At 69.9% G+C, this 19,214-nt stretch carries 16 protein-coding genes and 1 pseudogene; 7 read left to right on the top strand and 10 right to left on the bottom strand.

Annotation, left to right across the window (positions count from 1 at the left end; genetic code table 11):
• Positions 1–556, bottom strand: a 556-nt coding sequence (locus AC16DP_RS18205) for an alanine--tRNA ligase-related protein (RefSeq protein WP_483956811.1), incomplete at its 3' end; no start/stop codon positions are given.
• 72 nt (positions 557–628) lie between these two features.
• Between AC16DP_RS18205 and AC16DP_RS18200 the strand changes: the two genes are divergently transcribed.
• Positions 629–1,375, top strand: coding sequence for a HEAT repeat domain-containing protein (locus AC16DP_RS18200; protein WP_329729397.1), 747 nt, complete (start codon positions 629–631; stop codon positions 1,373–1,375).
• Between the two features lie 59 nt (positions 1,376–1,434).
• A complete protein-coding gene (locus AC16DP_RS18195) occupies positions 1,435–2,181 on the top strand; it encodes a HEAT repeat domain-containing protein (protein WP_329729396.1) in 747 nt (248 codons plus the stop codon).
• Positions 2,182–2,212: 31 nt separating this feature from the next.
• Here the strand turns inward: AC16DP_RS18195 and AC16DP_RS18190 are convergent, their stop codons facing one another.
• Both AC16DP_RS18190 and AC16DP_RS18185 read right to left on the bottom strand, forming a co-directional pair.
• Positions 2,213–3,553, bottom strand: coding sequence for a hypothetical protein (locus AC16DP_RS18190; protein WP_329729395.1), 1,341 nt, complete (start codon positions 3,551–3,553; stop codon positions 2,213–2,215).
• The gene (locus AC16DP_RS18185) at positions 3,550–5,613 is read right to left on the bottom strand and encodes a hypothetical protein (RefSeq protein WP_329729394.1); all 2,064 of its coding nucleotides are present in this window, start codon (positions 5,611–5,613) and stop codon (positions 3,550–3,552) included. Before AC16DP_RS18185 ends, AC16DP_RS18190 begins: the two co-directional genes overlap by 4 nt.
• A 227-nt stretch (positions 5,614–5,840) precedes the next feature.
• On the opposite strand from AC16DP_RS18185, the gene AC16DP_RS18180 reads away from it, so the two are divergent.
• The 3 genes and pseudogenes from AC16DP_RS18180 to AC16DP_RS18170 all read left to right on the top strand — a co-directional run bounded on the left by AC16DP_RS18180 (position 5,841) and on the right by AC16DP_RS18170 (position 8,332).
• Positions 5,841–7,097, top strand: a complete 1,257-nt coding sequence (locus AC16DP_RS18180) for a hypothetical protein (protein ID WP_329729393.1) — start codon at positions 5,841–5,843, stop codon at positions 7,095–7,097.
• Between the two features lie 277 nt (positions 7,098–7,374).
• Positions 7,375–7,653: pseudogene (locus tag AC16DP_RS18175) on the top strand (AHH domain-containing protein); the annotation flags it as partial.
• 136 nt (positions 7,654–7,789) lie between these two features.
• Positions 7,790–8,332, top strand: a complete 543-nt coding sequence (locus AC16DP_RS18170) for an imm11 family protein (protein WP_329729391.1) — start codon at positions 7,790–7,792, stop codon at positions 8,330–8,332.
• A gap of 14 nt (positions 8,333–8,346) precedes the next feature.
• Here the strand turns inward: AC16DP_RS18170 and AC16DP_RS18165 are convergent, their stop codons facing one another.
• Both AC16DP_RS18165 and AC16DP_RS18160 read right to left on the bottom strand, forming a co-directional pair.
• Complete coding sequence (locus AC16DP_RS18165; RefSeq protein WP_329729390.1) at positions 8,347–9,084, bottom strand: site-2 protease family protein; 738 nt, start codon at positions 9,082–9,084, stop codon at positions 8,347–8,349.
• Positions 9,085–9,131: 47 nt separating this feature from the next.
• Complete coding sequence (locus AC16DP_RS18160; RefSeq protein ID WP_329729389.1) at positions 9,132–12,083, bottom strand: helicase C-terminal domain-containing protein; 2,952 nt, start codon at positions 12,081–12,083, stop codon at positions 9,132–9,134.
• 304 nt (positions 12,084–12,387) lie between these two features.
• On the opposite strand from AC16DP_RS18160, the gene AC16DP_RS18155 reads away from it, so the two are divergent.
• A complete protein-coding gene (locus tag AC16DP_RS18155) occupies positions 12,388–14,004 on the top strand; it encodes a DUF4153 domain-containing protein (RefSeq protein WP_329729388.1) in 1,617 nt (538 codons plus the stop codon).
• A 72-nt stretch (positions 14,005–14,076) separates the two neighbouring features.
• On the opposite strand, the gene AC16DP_RS18150 is transcribed toward AC16DP_RS18155, so the two are convergent.
• The 5 genes from AC16DP_RS18150 to trmB form a co-directional block, all read right to left on the bottom strand.
• On the bottom strand, positions 14,077–14,493 hold the full coding sequence (locus AC16DP_RS18150) for a cupredoxin domain-containing protein (protein WP_329729387.1): 417 nt from the start codon (positions 14,491–14,493) through the stop codon (positions 14,077–14,079).
• Positions 14,494–14,508: 15 nt separating this feature from the next.
• Positions 14,509–15,465, bottom strand: a complete 957-nt coding sequence (locus AC16DP_RS18145; RefSeq protein ID WP_329729386.1) for a hypothetical protein — start codon at positions 15,463–15,465, stop codon at positions 14,509–14,511.
• Positions 15,466–15,775: 310 nt separating this feature from the next.
• Positions 15,776–16,192, bottom strand: coding sequence for a hypothetical protein (locus tag AC16DP_RS18140; RefSeq protein ID WP_329729385.1), 417 nt, complete (start codon positions 16,190–16,192; stop codon positions 15,776–15,778).
• Positions 16,193–16,238: 46 nt separating this feature from the next.
• On the bottom strand, positions 16,239–17,315 hold the full coding sequence (locus tag AC16DP_RS18135) for a diguanylate cyclase (RefSeq protein ID WP_329729384.1): 1,077 nt from the start codon (positions 17,313–17,315) through the stop codon (positions 16,239–16,241).
• Positions 17,316–17,413: 98 nt separating this feature from the next.
• Positions 17,414–18,034 carry a tRNA (guanine(46)-N(7))-methyltransferase TrmB gene (gene trmB / locus AC16DP_RS18130; protein WP_329729383.1) on the bottom strand — a complete coding sequence of 207 codons (621 nt, stop codon included), beginning with the start codon at positions 18,032–18,034 and terminating at the stop codon, positions 17,414–17,416.
• 90 nt (positions 18,035–18,124) lie between these two features.
• Between trmB and AC16DP_RS18125 the strand changes: the two genes are divergently transcribed.
• Complete coding sequence (locus AC16DP_RS18125) at positions 18,125–19,063, top strand: bifunctional riboflavin kinase/FAD synthetase (RefSeq protein WP_329729382.1); 939 nt, start codon at positions 18,125–18,127, stop codon at positions 19,061–19,063.
• The last annotated feature ends 151 nt before the right edge of the window (positions 19,064–19,214 follow it).

Raw genomic sequence — 19,214 nt, 5'->3', positions numbered from 1 at the left:
GGAGCTCCGAGCAGGGGCCGCACGGGCCGGTGTCGCCCATGGACCAGAAGTTGTCCTTCTTCCCGAGCTTGTAGATCTTCTCGGGCGGCACGCCCTGCGCCTTCCACAGCTCGAAGGCCTCCTCGTCCCAGGGCAGGCTCCCCTCCCCCTCGAAGACGGTGGCGGCGAGCCGCGACCGGTCGAGCCCCAGCCACTGCGGGCTGGTGCAGAACTCCCAGCCCCAGGCCACCGCGTCCTTCTTGAAGTAGTCGCCGAAGGAGAAGTTCCCCAGCATCTCGAAGAAGGTGTGGTGCCGGGCGGTGAAGCCCACGTTCTCGAGGTCGTTGTGCTTGCCGCCGGCGCGCACGCACTTCTGCGAGGTGGTGGCGCGGGTGTACTCGCGCTTCTCACGCCCCGTGAAGACGTCCTTGAACTGCACCATGCCTGCGTTGGTGAAGAGCAGGGTGGGGTCGTTCTGCGGCACGAGGGAGGACGACGCGACGCGGCGATGGCCGCGCTCTTCGAAGAACTTGAGGAACGCCTCTCGAATCTGGGAAGCGGATAGGGCAGAGGACATGGTGAGGGTATATGCCACAAGTGGTGGGTACGCTGCGTTTCTTGTGGACCGGGCTAGGATCCACCTCCTGACATGCGCTCCCCATCCCACCTTGTCACCCTTCTGCTGCTCGTCTGCCCGGCGACAGTCCTGGCGCAAACCGACCCCCAGACGGCCTCGCTCGGCCGGAGGCTGAAGCAGGGGGCCGAGCCCGAGCACCGTGTCCAGGCGGCCCGGCTCCTGGGGGAATCGGAGGACCCCGAGGCGCTCCCGCTGCTGTGCGCGGGGTTGGAGGACGCGGCGGCGGAGGTCCGGGCGGCCTCGGCCCAGGCCCTGGAGAAGCTGGGGGAGCTGGGAGGGGTGGAGTGCCTGGAGGCCCGGAAGGAGGAGCCGGACGCGGCGGCCCGGGCGGCCGTGGAGTCGGCGGTGGGGAAGCTGCGCCAGCTGAAGGCCCGGCCGCCGAAGTTCTACGTGCTGCTGAACGAGGTGAAGGACACGACGGGGACGCTGCCGCCGGAGCTGGTGAAGGCCACCGAGGCGCGGATGCGGCGGAAGCTGACGCAGGAGGGGGCGTGGCTGGCGCCGGCGAAGGAGGGCGAGGCGGAGGCGAAGGGGGTGCTGCGCAAGCACAAGATCCAGGGGTACCGGCTGACGGCGGAGATCCGCCCGGGGGCTTCGGGAGGGTTGATGCTGGCGGTGATGTGCACGCGCTACCCGGGCAAGCTGCAACTGCTGGGGAGCATCCAGGTCCAGGCGTCGGGGGCGGAGCCCTACGAGCTGCTCTGGGCCCTGGCGCCCGAGGCCATCACGGAGACCGCGGCCTCCTTCAAGTGGAAATAGCGCACACCCCGGGTGGGCTGCGCTCCTCTCGCTCCGGACGCTAGGATTCGTTTCCCCGTATGCGGCGCTCGCTCTCGCTCCTCGTTGTGTTCGTGCTCACCCTGCCCGGGGCCGTTGTGGCCCAGGTGGATTCCCGGACGGCCTCGCTGAGCAAACAGCTCGGCCAGGGGCAGGAGCCGCGCGTGCGCTCGCAGGCGGCGCAGGGGCTGGGGTCCTCGGATGATCCGGAGGCGGTGAAGCCGCTGTGCGGAGGGCTGAAGGATCCGGAGGGGGTGGTGCGGGCGGCGGCGGCCCAGGCGTTGGGGAAGCTGAAGGAAGTGGCGGGGCTGGAGTGCCTGAAGGCGCGCAAGGGCGAGACGGACGCGGCGGCGCAGGCGGCCATCAAGGCGTCCGTGCAGGTGCTGCAGGAGCTGAAGAACCAGACGCCGCGGGTGTACGTGCACTTCGCCGGGGTGAAGGACAAGACGGGCGGGCTGAAGCCCGAGGTGGTGAAGTTCGCCGAGGCGCGGATGAAGCGGAAGCTGACGCAGATGGGGGCGCAGCTGGCACCGGCGAAGGAGAGCAAGGCGGCGGCGCAGGGGGTGCTGCGCAAGCACGGCATCCACGGCTTCCGGGTGCAGGCGGAGATTCACTCCACGGAATCGGGAGGGCTGCTGGTGCGGATGGTGTGCATCGGCTACCCGGACCAGGCGCTGCTGGGAGACGTGGAGGTGCAGGCGTCGGGAGCGAAGCCCGAGGACCTGCTCAAGGTGCTGGCCCCGCGCATCGTCGAGGAGGCCGCCGACACGTTCGAATGGGACACGTGAGGCCCGGCGGGGCACCACGTCGTTTCACGCTTCAGCCCCTGTGCCGCTCGGCCACGCGATAGAGCCAGGTCAGGGAGCAGTCCAGCAGCGACTGTCGCGAGCGCATGGCGTTGCGGGCCCGGACGAAGGGAAGCCACACGCGGTTGCCCACGAGAACCTGGGCCTCCTCGAGCTTCTTTCGCGGAATCCACCGGCCACCGAGGTTGCGCACCAGCACCTCACCCAGGTAGGCGCCAATGGCGGGCACCGCGTGCTCGTCGATGGCTTCCCGCAGGCGGCTCGTCGGGAATTCCTCACGCCAGAAGTAGAAGTCGGCATCCGTGAGCGACTCGGGTGTGGCATTGAAGACGGAGGGCACCTCCGAGTGCAGCAGCGCCACGAGGTGCTCGGCGAGGTCGCCGTAGTACTCGAGAGCGCGCTCCGGGTCGTCCACGTCCGGAGGCAGGGCGGAGTTGGCGGGGCGCCATTCCTCGGGCTCGGGGGGTTGCCATGCGTTGAGCTCGGCGATTCTGCGCGGGCGCTCGTGACTGGTGGCGCGGTCCACCACCCGCGAGAGGAGCGGAGCCAGGTCCGGATGGAAGCGGGGCTCCACGGGGGCCAGCCTGGCACTGCGCTCATGCAAGCTGTGCAGCACGGTGTCGAAGTCGAGGTGTGGCCGGAGGTGGGCGTGGGCTCGGGCCTGAGCGAGCCGTGCCTCCTTGCTCGCGAAGTCCGTCACCGTGGGCCACGTCACCAGGAGCACGGAGCCGTTGGGCAACTCCTCCACCCGGTGAGCCGGGGTGGACAGCATGCGCTCGCGGCCCACGGTTTCCACCAGCTTGGGGCCGAAGATGTTGAGCCAGAAGACCTCGTAGATTTTGTCGAAGCCGTCCCGAACAGTGGTCTGCAATTCGCGACCAAAGCTGGGAAACCCCGCCAGCTCGCTGTCATCAGAGCTATGTGCTGAAGCATGGCAGACGGGGTAGCGGGAGGCCCAGGCGCGCACCATGTCCACCAGCCTTTGGCAGCGCGCTGCCTCCGTGAAGAAGGAGAGCGGCTTCACGATGACAGCACAGTCAAGCTTGGGGGGCTGAGATGCGAACGAGAGCCAGAGCGACATGTCCAACGCGGGCCACGTCGTGCGATAGAGACCCAGCCCTGTAGATCGTTGGCTGCGCCGCTCTTCCAGTGCCTTCCAGAAGGAAGAGTGGGAGTACTTGCGTTGCCGCTTGCCGTTGACGACGTCCGGCATCCATCCGTCGGCGTGCTCCTCGAGCGTCAGCAGAAAAGATTCCAATTCGTTCTGGAGCCCTTCCTGTGGCTCGAAGCCACCTTTGAACTCCAGGCGGAGGCTGTCTTCCTCAGGCAAACCGTGCAGGTCCAGCACCTTCATTGGAACGACACCTCCACTCCAGGTACATCACTCTGGGCTCTCGCCACGGCATCATTCAAAAAAGCTGCGTTCCTGGGCTTGAGTTCGCCCCCCTCGTAGATGAGGCGCACCCTCGGAACCTGCACCTCGCTGCCTCCCGGCAAAAGGGGCTGGAGGGAGTTTCGGCGGATATCCAGCCTCTCGCCGTAGAGTCTCAGTGCCTCACTGGCGTCCTCGATGATTTGTGCCGTCAAAGTGTCTCTCCCCATCCTCGAGAGGTCACGGCTCTTGAAGCTGAACGTCTCCACGCGCCGAGGCCCTCCGCCGAGCGGGCCTTCCTCAATGACGAGCACATCCGCGTAGCGCAGGCCAGAATCCGGCTTCCTCACGCCCACCTGCGTTTCAATGCGGGGCTTGTTGAAGTCCCCGAGGAATCGGCGCTCGGCCCGAGGCTTCGCCGCGTCCTCTCGCAGCAGCTTCACCATGTCGCGCTCGAAGGCCAGCCCCCGGGCAAACCACCCGCGCAACTGCTCGTACCCTTCCCATTTCAGGGGGCCCTTGCTGGCCTTGCCCTGCTCCACCTCGCCCAGGCGCCGCTCGTAGTAGTCCACGTACTCGAGCCAGCGCGGGTTGCCCCGGGCCTTGGACGGCGGGGCATCGAGTGAGGGGCGGTGCTGTTTCAGCACCCGCGTGTCCGTGGGCAGGCGCGGGCCCGTGGCTTCCAACTCCACCGCCGCCAGCTTCGCGTCCACCACCTCCCGCGTGTGGCCCACCCCCTCATCCACCAGCGAGGCCAGGGTGCCCTGGCGCACGGGTGGGGCTCCCGTGGCCCCGGGCCTGGCCCTGGACATGAGCGGCCGGGCCCTGGCCACGTTCCCCCGCGCTTCGTAGAGCGCCAGCGCGGCGTCCATTCCCCCCACGGCCACGAAGCGTCCCGCCTCGCGTCTGGCTTGGATGTAGCGGGCCAGCTCCCGCAGGCCCTCCACGCCCGTGCCCAGCTGCGCTTGCAGTTGCCGCGTCTTCTCCGCGAGGAGACCCATTCGCGCCCGTACCGTCGCGAGTCCCCCCTGGAATCCAGCTCCTGCTCCCCGGGCCTCGTAGACGGTGCGCACGCCCTTGCCACCCGCGTACAGGGTTGCCAGCAGTGCGAGGGGCGTCAGCTCGCGCACGGCCTGCTCGTACTCACCCCGCGAGAGCGAGGACAGCCCGTGACCCGTTCCCGCCGCGAGGTAGTAGAAGCCCAGCGGCACGCCGAAGGTGACCTGGTCCACGCTGCCCAGCAGCACGTTGCCCGCCGAGTAGTGCTGCCGCGCCGCCTCCCGCTCCACCTCGTCGAGGTCCTCCTGGTAGGACGGTGGGAGCTGGCCTCGTTGCCGGGCGTAGTGGGTGAACCAGGCATTCTTCTCCTGCTCGTGGGTGAGCAGGTCCGAGGCGGCATGGTCTGCCCCTCGCAGCACGTCTCCAGGTTGGAAGTCCCTGTCCGGACGGGCCGAGAGTTTCAGACCCCGCGCCTCCAACTCCGCACGGGCCCTGGGCATCCGCCCCAGCGTGGACTCCAGCCGCTTGTCCCGGGCCAGCCAGAAGAGGAGCTCCCGCAGCTCATCGTCATAAGCCGAGTCGAGGAGGTAGCGGACGAACACCTCGGCATGGGCGACTCCATACGTGCCGGTGGCGTGGAGGATGAACGCGAGGCGCTTGCGGTTGAGCAGGCCGGCGGCGTCCTCCCGCACGGGCCCCAGCGAGCCGAGCCGCACGGCATCCCAGTCCGTCAGCGACTCCACCAGCCGGGGCATGTCCACGCGCTCCTGCAGTGCGACGTATTCGGCGGGCGAGGTGCACGTGAGGAAGGGGGCGAGGAGTGCTTCGCTGTCGTTGGAGGAGTAGTCCGGCCAGCCCGGGGGCACGGCTTGCCCCCCACAGGAGGGCGGCTCCTGAAGGGGATGCCTCGCGCTGGCGACCTCGGAGAATTCGTGCTCGCCCGCCTCCGCGGTGCAGCCGCCCTGCCGGGGCGCCAGCGTGACGCAGCCGGTGGAGAGCAGCACGGCGCCCAACAGCGCCGTCCATTCCAGATTCGTGATCAAGGCACGTCCAGGGCCCAGCTCACTGGGGTTTTCGCGGGCTGGGTCCCGTCACCGCCGCGCATGCCCAGGAAGGCTCCATTCCACGACCAGAGGCTGCGTGCCATGTCCTGACTCCGTGGGCCGACGTCACCTGTCCGGGCGCGAGTCTACCGCAGGGGGGCGTGCTGGCCCGAGGGGCGCTCGACTTCGCTACAGGAACTCCCAGGGACTGCGGTAGACACCAATCCATGACCCAGGAGAAATCTGCTCGGGAAGCGCTGGAGCACTGGTCCACGGCCGACATCGATTCGGCGGAGGCCGCACACCGGGCCGCCAGGCTCGTTCTCGACTTCGAGGCCCACCCCGAGAAGTACACGGACCCCGAGTCCGTCGTGTCACCCTTGTCCAAGATCGTGGCGCTCTTCCAGCGGCCTACGGTCAAGGAAGCGGCGGTGACCCTGCGTACCGAGGCGCTCCCCGCCCTGCTCCGTCTCCATGACGCGCGGCTGCGCGAGTGGCGGAAGGCCGGTCCTCAGGAGGGCTATGACAACGCCGCCAGCGATCTGCTCTACGTCCTGAAGATCTTCGGGATGTACCGGGGAGAGGAGGCGCTCCAGCGCATCATCGACGCGGCGCGAATCCCGCTCGCTCCCGATAGCTACATGTGGTCGGTCGCCCTGTTCGCGCTCGTCAAGGCGGAGAAGGAAGCCGCCACTCACGTCGCCTCCGCGCTCCGGGAGCCGCTGCCTCCGGGGTTCATCGCCGTGGCGCTGCTCGACATGGCCAATACGCTCGCGCGCGAGCACGGCGTCACGTCCCACGCCTTCGACACGGCCCAGGGGCGCGAGCGGATCCGGGCCTTCCTCACCGACGAGGACCCGGACCACTTCTCGTACGCCCACAGCGCGGCGGCCAGCCTGCCCTTCCTGAAGGACGCGCGGGAGTTCTTCACCCTGGCCCAGGCGCACCCCGACGTGGCGGTCCGCATGGAGGCCGCCTGGGCCGCCGCCTGGGGTGGAGATGCCCTGGCCGTGGCCCGGCTCCAGGACTGGTCGAAGGACCCGAAGACCCGGAAGCGCGCCGTGACCTACCTGAAGGAGCTCGGTCACCCGCCCGCGCCTCTCCCGAAGGAGGAGCGCCTCCGGCTCGACGCGATGGCCGAGATGAGCGATTGGCTCGAGCACCCGTCGGAATTCGGCCGGCCGCCCGACCACCTCGAGGTCTACGATCACCGCCGGCTCTTCTGGCCGCCCACGAACGACGAGCGCGACGTCTGGCTCTTCCGCTACCGCTACGAAGAGGAAGGGGGCGAACCGGAGGAAGGCGTGGGCATGGTGGGCTCGGTCACCTTCGCGCTCTTCGGAGAGGCGACGGCCGGCCTGCCTCCCGAGGACATCTACGCCCTGCACTGCGTCTGGGAGCTCCAGCAGGAGGGCGATGAGCGCGCACCGGAGGAGCGGACGGTCGAGGCGGGCCGGAAGCTCCTCGGGTTTCCGGCGCGCTGATGGCGCTTGCGTGTCTTCATCAGCACCTGGGAGGAGCCCAATGTTCGCGACCTTGTTGATGTTGTTGCTCACGCAGCAGCCACCCCCACCACCTGGCGGGACGCTGGTGGAGTTGGAGTGCATGTGTGAGTCAGGCAGTACCTTGCAGGAGCAGGCGCTGCTGGAACTCCTGGAGGAGTTCGCGCCGCGGTCCAAGGTGGAGGAGGCCGCCCGGAAGGCGGACAGCGCGGCCGAGGCCGCGGTTGCCTCCGACTGTTCCGAGCCCAAGGAGTGCAAGGGGCAGCTGCACCATGTCATCTCCAAACGCATCGCCAAGGCGTTGGAGGAACACAGAACGCTTCGCGGCCAGTACGAGGCGCGTGACCCGCGCTTCGTCACCCGGGCCGTGGATGAGAAGGCCCACTGTGGCTACCAGAAATGGCATCGGGATGTGGACGCGGAGGTCGTTGAATGGCTGCGGCGCTACAAGAAAGCGACCTCAAAGGAGTTCGAGACCTTCCTTCGGGAAATCCATGACCGGCCCTTGATGCGTGAGAGGTTCCCCCTTGGTTTCTGAGTCGGCGACCTCCCCCCGCTTCTTCGTCTTGCAGAAGGGCGCGCTCTGGTCTCATTACGACGTTGACGTAGACAAGGCCGAGCCCGTCAATCGCGAAGAGGGGGCCGACTGCCCGAAATGCGGGGACCCCATTGGAATGATGAGGTGGTTGCCCCCCTACCGCATCGAGCTGTTACTGCACGGTGAGGAGGCCGGGGACTACCTCGAAACCCAGGGGGATGACCTTCTCGTGTCCGAGCGTTTCGCCAAGGCCTTCAGGGAAGAGGGGCTCATGGGACTGGAGGGTTTCCATCCGGTGGAGGTGGTACGGGTCCGCCGGAAACGTCGGGGCCCCAAGCCCTCTAACATCCCCCAGTACCTGGCGGTCACGGCCTGCTTCGGCCGCGCGGCAGTGGACGTGGCCCGCAGCCGCATCCGCTACAACAAACCACCTACCTGCGAGGAGTGCCGTTCCGAAGGAACAGATTCCATCCATGGCTTCGCCCTGGAGCCCGGCACCTGGAAGGGGGAAGACATCTTCCGTCCTCGCGGCCTTTATGGAGACCTGGTCGTCTCCGAGCGTTTCGCGCGCTTCGTTGAGCGCCATGGCTTCACCAACATGGTTCTGACTCCCACGGAGGAATTCGTGTGGGACCCCTTGGAGCGCGGACCTCCCGCTACGAAGCCGGGCTCCGCCTGAGCTGGCCCGCGCGTTCAGGGATCGGCGGCGGTTCCGATGAGCCGTTTGGCCTCGCGGAACATGACGCCGAGCCCGGGCTCTTTCGAGTACGGATGGACGAGGCCCTCGTAGAGGCCGTAGCCCCAGCCCAGGAGGAGCAGGAGCACCAGCGTGATGCCCCAGGCGGGGACCCCCTCATTCGGCGTCCGGGGCTTGAAGATGCCCTGCCAGAGCTCGCGCAGCATCATGTAGCCGGTGAGCGGAGGCAGTGGGAGCAGGTTGAGGGCGGCGAGCTTCGCCGAGAGCACGCCGAGCGCCGGCACGAAGCCCTCGGACCTCAGCAGCGCGAGGAAGGCGACGACCCGCTCCCGCGCGAGCATGACGTTGACCACCTGCTCGAACCCCGAGGTGAACGCCGCGAGGCCGCGCGCGGGCGAGAGGCACGCCACGGCGAGCAGGAGCATGCCGGCGACCGTGCTGGTGTGGACGATGAGCCGGAGGAACAGGGGGAGCTGCAGGAAGCTGTTGTTGTCCGACCCATCCCTGCGGATGCCGAGCGGCTCGAAGGTGACGCTCGCGCCGAAGTTGAGGAAGCCAAGGCTCCACTTGACGCCCCGGATGCGGAAGCTGAGCAGCGGGGGGCCGACGTGGAAGCGGACCTCGGAGAGCGAGGCGCCCACGGCCCAACACACGAGGGCCATCACCACGCCCGACACGAGGGAGATGACGGTAGCCAGGAGCCACAACCACGCGAGTGCCATCCAGGGAGCCATGGGGGAACTCTGGGCCATCCCCGTGCGAGAGGAAAGCCCCCCTGGCCTCAGGCCCGGCGGATGAGCCCCATCTCCTCGATGGCGGAGTAGAGGCGCACCCGGGCCTCGGACCACGGGAGCAGCTCCACGCGGTAGCCGGCGAGCGCGTCCAGCAGCATCTGCCGGTAGCTGGGGTGGCCCGGATCGGCGATGACGACCACGCCCCGGTCCGCGTGCGAGCGGATGAGCCGGCCCACGCCCTGGCGCAGCATCAGCAGGGCCCGGGGCATGCGGTAGTGGAGGAAGCCCAGGTGCGTGTTGCCTCCGCGGGCGAGCGGCTCCTCGCGCGCGGCCACCAGCGGGCGGCTGGCGGGCTCCAGCGGAAGCTTGTCGATGAAGACGCAGCCCACGCCCCGGCCGGGGATGTCCACGCCCTGCCAGAAGCTCTTCGTGCCCAGCAGCACCGTGCCGGTGTCCTTCTCCTGCCGCGCCGCCAGCGAGCGCCCGTGCCCGCGCGACTGCCGCATCACCTCGATGCCCATCGGCTCCAGCTTCGCCTTCACCAGGTCGCCCACGCGCTCCATGCGCCGCGTGGAGGCGAACAGCCCCAGCACCCGCCCGCCCATCACCTGGGCCAGCCCGGACACGCGCGTGGCGGCCCACTCGATGAAGGGCTCCTCGTGCGCGCGCGGCGCGTCCATCACCAGGATGACGAGGGCCTGCTTGCGCAAATCGAAGGGCGTGGGCGCGCGCAGCAGCCGGGGCGCGGGAATCCCCTCGTTGCGCCCGTCCAGCCCCAGCCGTCCGAGCACATAGGGCATCCGCTCGGTGCCCGTGCTCAGCGTGGCCGAGGCCAGCACGAGGGCCCGCTTGTGCTGGGCGAAGTCCCGGGACACGTAGGGCGCCACGTTCAGCGGCTGCGCGCTCAGGCTCCAGCGCTGCTTGCGAGGCACCGCCGTGGCCGCGTAGCACCGGCCCTCCGCCGGCTCGTCGGACAGCTCCGAGGTCAGCGTGGTCAGCTCCAACACCTCGGACACGCCGCCGGCCAGCTCTCGCTCCAGCGGCGGCATCTTCACGGCCAGGTCCGGCAGTATCTCCTGCAGGCCCACCGTGAGCAGCTTGTGCAGGCCCTGGAGGCACTCGCGCAGCTCCAGCAGCCCCTCGCGCACGGGCGTCCACGGGGGCGAGGCCCGCACCTCGGCGGTGATGCGCAGCTCCGGGGCGTAGGCGGACTCGTCCGCGTCCTCGGAGGTGCTCGCCGCGGCCGGCTCGCACAGCGCCGTGACCCGCTCGCCGAGCGCGCGCGCGGCTGTGCTCACCGAGAGCAGGGCGCTGTCGATCTCACTCATCAGCACGCGGGCCTCGGCGCGCCGCGAGGCGAAGAGGGCCCGGCGCAGCTCGGCGAAGAGTCCGCGCCGGCCGTCGCGCCCGTGCAGCCGCTCGGCGAGCCGGCTGAAGGCCATGTCCGACAGCTCCGAGGAGAGCGCGGTGGTGGCCACGTCCTCCACCTCGTGGGCCTCGTCGAGCACGAGGTGGTCCAGCTTCGGGTAGCGGGCGGGCCAGGCGAAGGCGAGGGACTGGTTGATGACGAGCACGTCCGCGTCGCGCGCCTGGGCCACGGCCGAGTGGTAGTAGCAGCGGTGGAAGTAGGGGCAGCGCTCGCCGAGCGTGGTGGAGGCCTCGGAGCGCACGGCCGGGGCGAGCGCGTGCAGCACGGGGAAGCGCTCGCGGAACCAGTGGCTCAGCCGGTCCAGGTCTCCATCGGGGCCGCGGCGCATGAGGGCGCGCAGGTAGGCGCGAGGGGCGCGCGCGGCGTGGCCCATGCCGGGCTCCACGCGGGTGATGTCGAGCGCGCGGCGGCGGCAGAGGTAGTTCGTCTGGCCCTTGAGGAGCGTGTACGAGAAGGCGCCGCCGGTGGCGCGGTGCAGGCGGGGCAGGTCCTTCTCGATGAGCTGGTCCTGCAGCGTCTTGGTATGCGGCGCCACGCCCACCTTGCGGCCGTTGCGAGCGGCGAAGAGGGCCGCGGGCGCCAGGTACGCGAGCGACTTGCCCGTGCCCGTGCCGGCCTCCACCGCGAGCTGACCGCCGTCGGACAGCGTGCGAGCCACGGCCTGGGCCATCTCGAGCTGCGCGGGGCGGGCGGCGAAGCCCTCCTGGGCGCGCTCCAGGGCACCACCGGGGCCGAGCAGGGCCGACACCTCCTCGGAGCGGACGGGGAACACTGGCGTATTCTCATCCGGCGGCTCGGGCGGCGGCTTCGAGCCGTTGGCCCGCTGGCGCTCGGCGCGTCCGGGGAGGAAGCCGGTGGCCTCCAGCTTCAGCGGAGCGGGCCGGGCCCGGCACAGGTTCCACAATCCGGTGAGCAGCGACACGAGGGGCGCCGCCTCGGGGTCGAGCGCTCCGTCCAGCTCTCCCCCGGCCTCGCCGGCTTCGATCTGCGCCAGCCGCAGCGCGGCGCGAGGGTCCAGGGTCTCCAGCAGGTCGGCGATGTCCTCGGCGCGGCCGTCGCGGATGCAGCCATCGAGCGCGTGCAGCAGCACGGACCAGGTGGCCTCGCAGTCCGTCATGGCGCGGTGGCGGACACGAGGCCCCTTGCCGGCCCAGCGCAGGAGGGACTCGAGCGAGTGGCTGGACAGCTCCGGGTGCAGGTAGTGCATCAGCTCGCACGAGTCGAGCACCGGGGCGCGGATGGGGCCGAGCAGGTCCGGGAGGAAGCCCTTCTCGAACGAGGCGTTGTGGGCCACCACGGTCCACCCGGCGAGCTTCTGGCGCAGCTCGGGCACCTTGTCGGCGAGCCGGGGCTGGCCGGCGAGCATCGTGTCCTTGATGCCCGTGAGCCGGCGGATGGTGAGGGGCAGGGGGCGCGAGGCGGCGAAGAAGTGGACGTAGCGGTCCACGACGCGGCCGTTCTCGATGAAGAGGGCCCCGAGCTCGATGACCTCGTCGGCGCGCGGATCCAACCCCGTCGTCTCGAGGTCGAGGAATACGTGCCGGGTGAAGAGGTCCGCCGCGCCGCCCATGGGGAGAAGAGGCCCAAGCCTACCCGTCTTCGGGCGTCATGCCGAGAAACCGGGCGTCCGGGGTCCTCTGGGGGCTCCGTCCATTCGTGGACTTCACGCGGGGAGGCAGTGCGGTTCACCGGCCGCAGCCGTGGCGCTCGGGACACGTGAAGCCGGGTGGGGCGGCGCGGGGGTCCACGCGCTGTACGGGGTCGCGACCGTTCGGCGCCGCGAACCGACCGTTCGGCGCGCGAGCCCTCGCCGGCACCCCGGTTGGGCCCAACCTTGCACAACACCGGGCGAACACGCGCTCTCGGAGTTCCGTATGACGACCGCCGCCACTGGCTTCCCGACCGATACCGATGATGTTGCCTCGGCCCCCGCCGTCCCGCGTCTGCGCCGGCCTCTCGCGACGATGCTCGCGTCGCTCGGGCTGGGCGTCTGCGCCGAGGTGTTCTTCGATGGGCCCGCGCTCGGCATCTCCTTCCCGCTCTTCGTCGTGCTGTTGCTCGCGGCGCTGCTCGGCCTGGGCGGGCGCGAGGGCTGGCAGCGGGCCCGTCCCAACGCGTGGCTGCTCGTGCCGCTGCTGTTCTTCTCCGGGATGGTGTTCGTGCGCGCGAGTCCGTTCCTCACGACGCTCAACGTGCTCGCCTCGGGCTTCCTGCTGCTGCTGGTGACGCACTTCTGGGCGGCGGGCCGGGTGGAGCGGCTCGGACTGTGGAGCTACCCGTTCACGGCGCTCGGCGCCTTCTTCCATGCCGCGCTGTTGCCGCCGGGCGTACTGCGCGCGGAGGTGGACCTGTCCTCGGCCCGCAGGCAGGTGCCCAAGCTGATGCCGGTGGTGCGGGGCGCGCTGCTCGCCGTGCCCGTGCTGTTCATCTTCACCGCGCTGCTCGTCTCGGCGGACGCGGTCTTCGAGGACGCGGTGGCGCGGGTGCTGGCCTTCAATCCGGGCATGACGTTCCTGGAGACGGTGTTGCGGCTGGTGTTCGTGGGGGGCAGCGCGTTCGGGGTGCTCGGGCTGCTGGCCCATGCGCAGCGGCGGCGCCGCAACGGCGTGGAGGCGGGTGAGACGGAGGTGGCGCCGGTGGAGGCCCGCCTGGGCTTCGTCGAGAGCCTCACGCTGGTGGGCCTGGTGGACCTGCTCTTCCTGGGCTTCACGGCCATCCAGCTCGCCTTCCTCTTCGGCGCGGCCGAGCTGCCGGCGAGGTTCATCAGCTACTCGGAGTACGCGCGGCGCGGCTTCTTCGAGCTGCTGGCGGTGTCGGTGATGACGCTGGGGCTGAGCCTGGCGCTGGCGCGCTGGACGCGGCTGCGGAGCGAGGGGCAGGTCACCGCCTTCCGGGTGGCATGCTCGGTGATGGTGGGCCTGGTGCTGGTCATCCTGGCGTCGGCGATGAAGCGCATGGCGCTCTACGAGTCCGCGTACGGCTACACGCACCTGCGCGTGTACACGCACGTCTTCATGGTGGCGCTGGCCGGGGTGCTGGTGTGGCGCGCGGTGACGCTGTGGTGGCGCCCGGAGCGCTTCGCCATCGGGGCCTTCGTGGGGGCGCTCGGCTTCCTCGCGGCGCTCAACGTGCTCAACCCGGACGCCTTCATCGCGCGGGGCAACCTCGCGCGGTTCGCGGCCGGTGACTCGCTGGACGATGGGTACATGGTCTCGCTGTCCGAGGATGCGGCGCCGGAGCTGGCCGCGCAGATGGCGCTGGCGCCCGACAGCGTGTTCGCTCGGAACGTCCACGGCATGTTCTGCCGGTTCACCGAGCCGATGCCGGGAGGCTGGCCGGCCTTCCACCTCGCGCGTCACCGGGCCGCGACGTGGGCCCGCTCGCTCGAGTGCCCGGTTCCCATGCCCGAGACCGTCTCCGAGCAGCAGCCCGCCGCGGTGGATCAGCCCGCTGCCGTGGGGACGGAGGACTCCGGGGAGTCGCTGGACTGATACACGAAGGGGGCCTCCACACCGCGCGGGTGTGGCCGGCCCCCTGGGGACGGCGGAATCGAAGGAGTGGAGCTACTCCACCATGAACACGCCGCTGACCATCTTCCCCATGGCGCAGCCGTAGACGAGCTTGCCCGTCTTGTTGGGGGTGAAGGCCACCTCCACCGGCTGGTTGAGGGGCAGCGGGGTGTTGATGTTGTAGTCCTCGAGGACGATCTCCGTCGCGCAGGTGTGGTCCGTGGTGCGGGTCAGCACCAGCTTCACGGGCTCGCCCTGCTTGAGGGTGACGGGGCTCGGCTCGTAGCCCTTCTCGGTGACGGAGAGCGCGATGGTGCGCGGCTCACCGGGCTTCGCCGCCGGCTGGGCGGGAGCGGCGGCGGCGGGCTCCGCCGCCGGCTTCGGGTCCTTGGTGCAGCCCTGGGAGCCCAGGATGGCGGCCGAGAGGGTGAGGGCCAGCAGCGGCTTGATGATCTTGGAGAGGAAGGGCATCGCGGGTCCTCGGGGCTAGTCGTTCTCTCCGGCTTCATCGCCGGAGCTCTCGGTGTCGGTGTCGGTATCCATGTCCTCGTCCGCGGCCTCCTCGGCCGAGAAGCGGACCAGGGCGTGCAGGGGGATGAACACCTCGTGGGCGTCCTCGCCGACGATGAGGTCGAAGCGTCCCACCACGCGCAGGCGCATGGACAGCTGGATGCCGTTGCGCAGCGTGAGGTGCACGAGCTGCCCCTGGTGGGGCAGGAAGGGGCGGGGATCCGAGTAGGGGCGCTTGTCGGGCTGGCGCGCGACATTGGCGGGCTTCTGGGCCAGCTTCTGGTCGCGCTCGAGCTGGGGCGTGAGCTGCTCCCAGTCCGAGCGGCGGGTGATCATGACGACCTGGAGCTTCTCCAGCCGGCCGCTGCGGCCGAGCACGAAGGAGATGGGCTCCACGGACGACAGCGTGTCGAGCACGGTGCGCTCGCCCAGCACCACGGCCAGCTCCGTCTTCGACTCGAGCAGCCCGTTGATGAAGACGCTCACCGAGGAGTCGTCCACCTCGCCGCGGGCCTGCTTCACGGCGGCCTTGCGCTGGGTGCGCTCCTTGCGCGCGAGGAAGTCGGTCACGGACAGGCCGCTCTGCAGCACGCCGAAGGCGTCGGGGAGCGACAGGCCGGGGTTCTGGCCCATGAGCGCGTACACCTGGTCGAAGCGCTTGGCCTCCTCGGCGTGCAGCTTGCGCCACACCCGGCACTTCATCTTGCCCTCGAGCTCACCCTTGGCGATGCGCGCTGGCACATGCTCCTTGGTGGCGAGCGCGAGAATCTGCTCGGGGGTGGGAGGGGGCCGGGGCGTCCGGGGGCGTCCGAAGCCACCACCGGGACGCGAGCCGGGTCCCGCACCGGGCGCGCGGCCGGCGGAAGGAGCGGGCCGGGGCGCGGTGGGGGCGGGGACGACCGTCCGGGGCGCGACGGGCGCGACGGGGGCCACGGCCGCCGGGGCCTCGGGAGGGCCGGAGGGCGCCGCAATCGGGGCTGGGGCCGGGGTCGGCGTGGGCCGCGGCGTGGGCCGCGGCGTCACGGAGACGGTGGGCGCCGCCGGGGATGGGGTGGGAGTGGGCCGCGGCGTAGGCGTAGGCCGGGGCGAGACAGTACTGGTGGGAGTCGGGCTCGGCGCCGCGGTGCCGGGAGTGCTGGCAGGGCGCCGGATGACCTCGACTGCGGGGGCAATCCGCCGTGGCTTCCGATCGTTCACGTTCTTAGGCTACCTGAAGCGCGAGCGGCCTGGGGGAGGCCTGTTCTCACGGCTGCTGGAGGGACTTCGTCAAGTCAATCTTCCATCCGGACGGTTCACGCACCATCCGGACCTGGCTCTTTACATTCGAGGAAACCACGCCCACCTCCGCCACATCCCCTTCCTCGCGTAATACCGAGACCTCCGTAACATCGGCGGGGGGAGGAACATTCGCGAAGAAGAAGGCTACCGGATCCGCCTTCACCGCGCCTCCAGAAGCCTGGGCGGCGGTCTCGGCCCGGGCCTTGAGTGCTTCCTGGGTGGGCTGGGAGAGGGCGGACCAGGCCTTCTTCTCGTCTCCCCGTCGCAGGGCCTCGAGGAAGGACTGGTAGGCCTTGTCGGGCGGCATGGAACCAGCCCGGTCGCAACCACCGAGGGCCAGCAGGGCCAGCAAGAGCAACGGCATTGCGGTCAGCAGGCGCATGTTCTAGCCATCTAGGCCAAACCGACCCGCTCGCCAAGGGGCAGAATCAGCCCGGGGACTCCTCCTGGTACTGGCGGACGCAATTGCGGCCCGCCGCCTTGGCCTCGTAGAGGCAGACGTCGGCCACGCGCATCAGCTCTTCCATCACCGGCAGGCTCCTGGCCGGCACGCTGGCCACGCCCAGCGAGGCCGTGCAGCGCACCAGCTGGCGCGACCCGTCCTGGGCGCGGAACTCCAACTGGAGGGAGGCGATGGCCTCGCGCACCCGCTCGCACGCCCCCAGCGCCTCCTTGGGTCCCGTCTCCGGCAGCAGGGCGATCATCTCCTCGCCGCCGTAGCGCGCCACGAAGTCCACCTCGCGCAGCTTGCCCTTGATGGTCCGGGCCACCTGGCGCAGCACCTCGTCCCCGAAGGGGTGTCCGTAGGTGTCGTTGATCTTCTTGAAGTGGTCGATGTCCATCATCACCAGCGACAAGGGCGAGCGGTAGCGGGTGGAGCGGACGAACTCCTCGGTGAGGCGCTCCTCGAAGTAGCGGCGGTTGTAGAGGCCGGTGAGCGCGTCCACCCGGGTGAGGGCCAGCAGCTCCTCGCGCTTCTGGGCCAGCTCCTTGTTGGCCTTGTCCAGCTCGCGGTTCTTGTTGTCCAGCTCGCGGTTCTTCTCCACCACCGCGTCCTGCAGGGCCTTGAGGCGCAGCATGGACTTCACGCGCGCGGACAGCTCCAGCATGTCGAAGGGCTTGACCAGGTAGTCATCCGCGCCCAGCTCCAGGCCTTCCACCTTGCCGGCGGCCTGGCGGGCCGTCACCAGGATGACGGGGATGAAGCCGAAGCCGCCCTCGCCCCCGTTGGCCTTGATGATGCGGCACACCTCCACGCCGCCCAGCCGGGGCATCTCCACGTCCATGATGATGAGGTCCGGCCGCACCTCCCGGAGCGAGCGCAGCGCCTCGGTGCCGTCATGGGCCTCGCGGAAGCGGTAGCCGTGCGAGGCCAGGCCCTCGCGCACGTGCTGGATGTTGGCGGGGTCATCGTCGACGAGCAGGATGGTGCGGTCGGCGAGCGCTGGGGTGGCCAGGGTCCGGCGGGCCATCTCTCCCATCTTCTTGATCGAGCCGTCCGCCATGTCGCGCCTGCCCCCGCTGCACCCTCGACTTCCGGGGCCGTCTGATTCTTCCCCGGAAGCCCGGTGACTGCCAAGTCACCCGCTGGCCCGGGTGCTCCTCAGGCCGGCTTGCGCAGGCGCGCGCGGTAGACGGGCTCCCCGCTGGCCAGGTAGCGCCGCTCCCGGGTGGAGGGCACCTCCTCGGGGTCATAAGGGTGGAAGATACCCTGGCCCAGGGGGTTGACGAAGCCGGCGTCCTCCAGGATGGCCAGCATGGACACGCCCCGGTCCTGAACGTCCGTTCGCATGTCGAAGAGGCCGCCGGGCTTGAGCTTGTCCAGGAGCAGCTTCGCGAACTCGGGCTGGATGACGGCGCGCTTGAAGTGGGCGCGCTTCCACCACGGGTCGGGGAACTGCAGGTGGATGGCGTCGAGCGAGCTGGAGGCGAAGAGGCGCGGCACGACGAAGCGCGCGTCGGCCTCGAGCACCCGGAGGTTGCGCAGGCCCATCTTGTTGCCGCGGTCCAGGGTGTCGCGCGCGTACTTCTTGCGCCACTCGAAGGCGACGAAGCGCACCTGGGGGTTGCGCCGGCAGTACTCCAGGGCGTGGCCACCGGCGCCGGAGCCGATCTCCAGCTCGAGGGGGCCGGAGAAGCCGAACTCCGCGTCCCAGTCGGGAGGGGTTTCCAGCTTGGCCAGGTGGAGGCCGACAGGTTCGGGGAGGAGGCGGGGGCGGGCCATGACGGATGCGTGACGCTGGGGGCCTCTTCGCATGGGCCGGGGCGGTCTGGCCAGGGCAAAGCGACGGTTTTGGCGGTATACCGGCGCTTCATGAAGGTCTTCCACGGTGTGACGGAGGCGCGGGAGCTGGCCGGGTGTTCGCTCGCGTTGGGCAACTTCGATGGGGTGCACCTGGGCCACCAGGCCCTCTTCGCCGAGGCCCGGCGCCAGGGCGCGCCCGCCGCCGCGCTCACCTTCCAGCCCCACCCGGGCAAGGTGCTGCAGCCGGAGCTGGCCCCCAAGCTCATCTCCCTGCTGCCGCGCAAGCTGGAGCTCTTCGAGGCGTGTGGGCTGGACGCGGCCGTGGTGCAGCCCTTCACGCGCGAGTACGCCCGCCACTCGCCGCGGGACTTCGAGGCCTCGCTGCTGGACGAGCTGGGCGCGCGCCACATCGTGGTGGGCTACGACTTCACCTATGGCGCCGCCCGCGCCGGCACCGCGGACACCCTGCGCGAGGCCGCCGCCGCACGGGGGGCCCAGGTGCACGTGGTGCCTCCCGTCACCGTGGATGGGGTGGTGGCCTCATCCTCCAAGGTGCGCGAGTACATCCTCGAGGGCCGTGTCAGCGCCGCGCAGCGTCTGTTGGGGCGGCCCTTCGACCTGGACGGCACCGTCGTCACCGGCCAGGGGCGCGGCCGGGGCATCGGCTTCCCCACCGCCAACGTGGACACCCAGAACGAGCTGCGGCCCGCCGCCGGTGTCTACGCCATCCGCGTGCGCTTCCTCGGCGCACCCGGCTCCCCCTCGGACGCCACCTGGCTCCCCGGGGTGGCCAATATCGGCGTCAAACCCACCTTTGGCGTCAACGAGGTCACCATCGAGGCCCACCTGCTGGACTTCAAGGGTGATCTCTACGGGCGCGAGCTGCGGGTGCAGTTCCTGGAGCGGCTGCGCGCCGAGCGCCGTTTTGGCTCGGTGGCAGAGCTCGTGGGGCAGATCAAGAGGGACGTCGAGGCTGCTCGGGCGGTCATCGCACGGGCGTCCGAGTGAACTTTTCCCGAGTAGATTCAAAGGTTTGCCGGGAGAGCGGGCCTGAGGCGCCGCCTTGACAGGCTCGCGCGACCCTTCCTTTAATCCCGAAACATCGGTGCGCTCACGTTTGGGCGCATCCTGGGGTGTCCTCTCGCGCTGACATGCGAGG

It is taken from the genome of Archangium sp., assembly GCF_057119385.1.
Note: the sequence above shows the minus strand (reverse complement) of the source record. Positions and strands in the feature narration are given on the sequence as shown.

Excerpts from the sequence above, each read along its gene's own strand:
- AC16DP_RS18190 (WP_329729395.1), bottom strand. The coding sequence starts at position 3,553 with ATGAAGGTGCTGGACCTGCACGGTTTGCCTGAGGAAGACAGCCTCCGC.
- AC16DP_RS18160 (WP_329729389.1), bottom strand. The coding sequence starts at position 12,083 with ATGGGCGGCGCGGCGGACCTCTTCACCCGGCACGTATTCCTCGACCTC.
- AC16DP_RS18195 (WP_329729396.1), top strand. The coding sequence starts at position 1,435 with ATGCGGCGCTCGCTCTCGCTCCTCGTTGTGTTCGTGCTCACCCTGCCC.
- trmB (WP_329729383.1), bottom strand. The coding sequence starts at position 18,034 with ATGGCCCGCCCCCGCCTCCTCCCCGAACCTGTCGGCCTCCACCTGGCC.
- AC16DP_RS18150 (WP_329729387.1), bottom strand. The coding sequence starts at position 14,493 with ATGCCCTTCCTCTCCAAGATCATCAAGCCGCTGCTGGCCCTCACCCTC.
- AC16DP_RS18170 (WP_329729391.1), top strand. The coding sequence starts at position 7,790 with ATGATGAGGTGGTTGCCCCCCTACCGCATCGAGCTGTTACTGCACGGT.
- AC16DP_RS18125 (WP_329729382.1), top strand. The coding sequence starts at position 18,125 with ATGAAGGTCTTCCACGGTGTGACGGAGGCGCGGGAGCTGGCCGGGTGT.
- AC16DP_RS18165 (WP_329729390.1), bottom strand. The coding sequence starts at position 9,084 with ATGGCTCCCTGGATGGCACTCGCGTGGTTGTGGCTCCTGGCTACCGTC.
- AC16DP_RS18135 (WP_329729384.1), bottom strand. The coding sequence starts at position 17,315 with ATGGCGGACGGCTCGATCAAGAAGATGGGAGAGATGGCCCGCCGGACC.
- AC16DP_RS18200 (WP_329729397.1), top strand. The coding sequence starts at position 629 with ATGCGCTCCCCATCCCACCTTGTCACCCTTCTGCTGCTCGTCTGCCCG.
- AC16DP_RS18140 (WP_329729385.1), bottom strand. The coding sequence starts at position 16,192 with ATGCGCCTGCTGACCGCAATGCCGTTGCTCTTGCTGGCCCTGCTGGCC.
- AC16DP_RS18180 (WP_329729393.1), top strand. The coding sequence starts at position 5,841 with ATGACCCAGGAGAAATCTGCTCGGGAAGCGCTGGAGCACTGGTCCACG.
- AC16DP_RS18155 (WP_329729388.1), top strand. The coding sequence starts at position 12,388 with ATGACGACCGCCGCCACTGGCTTCCCGACCGATACCGATGATGTTGCC.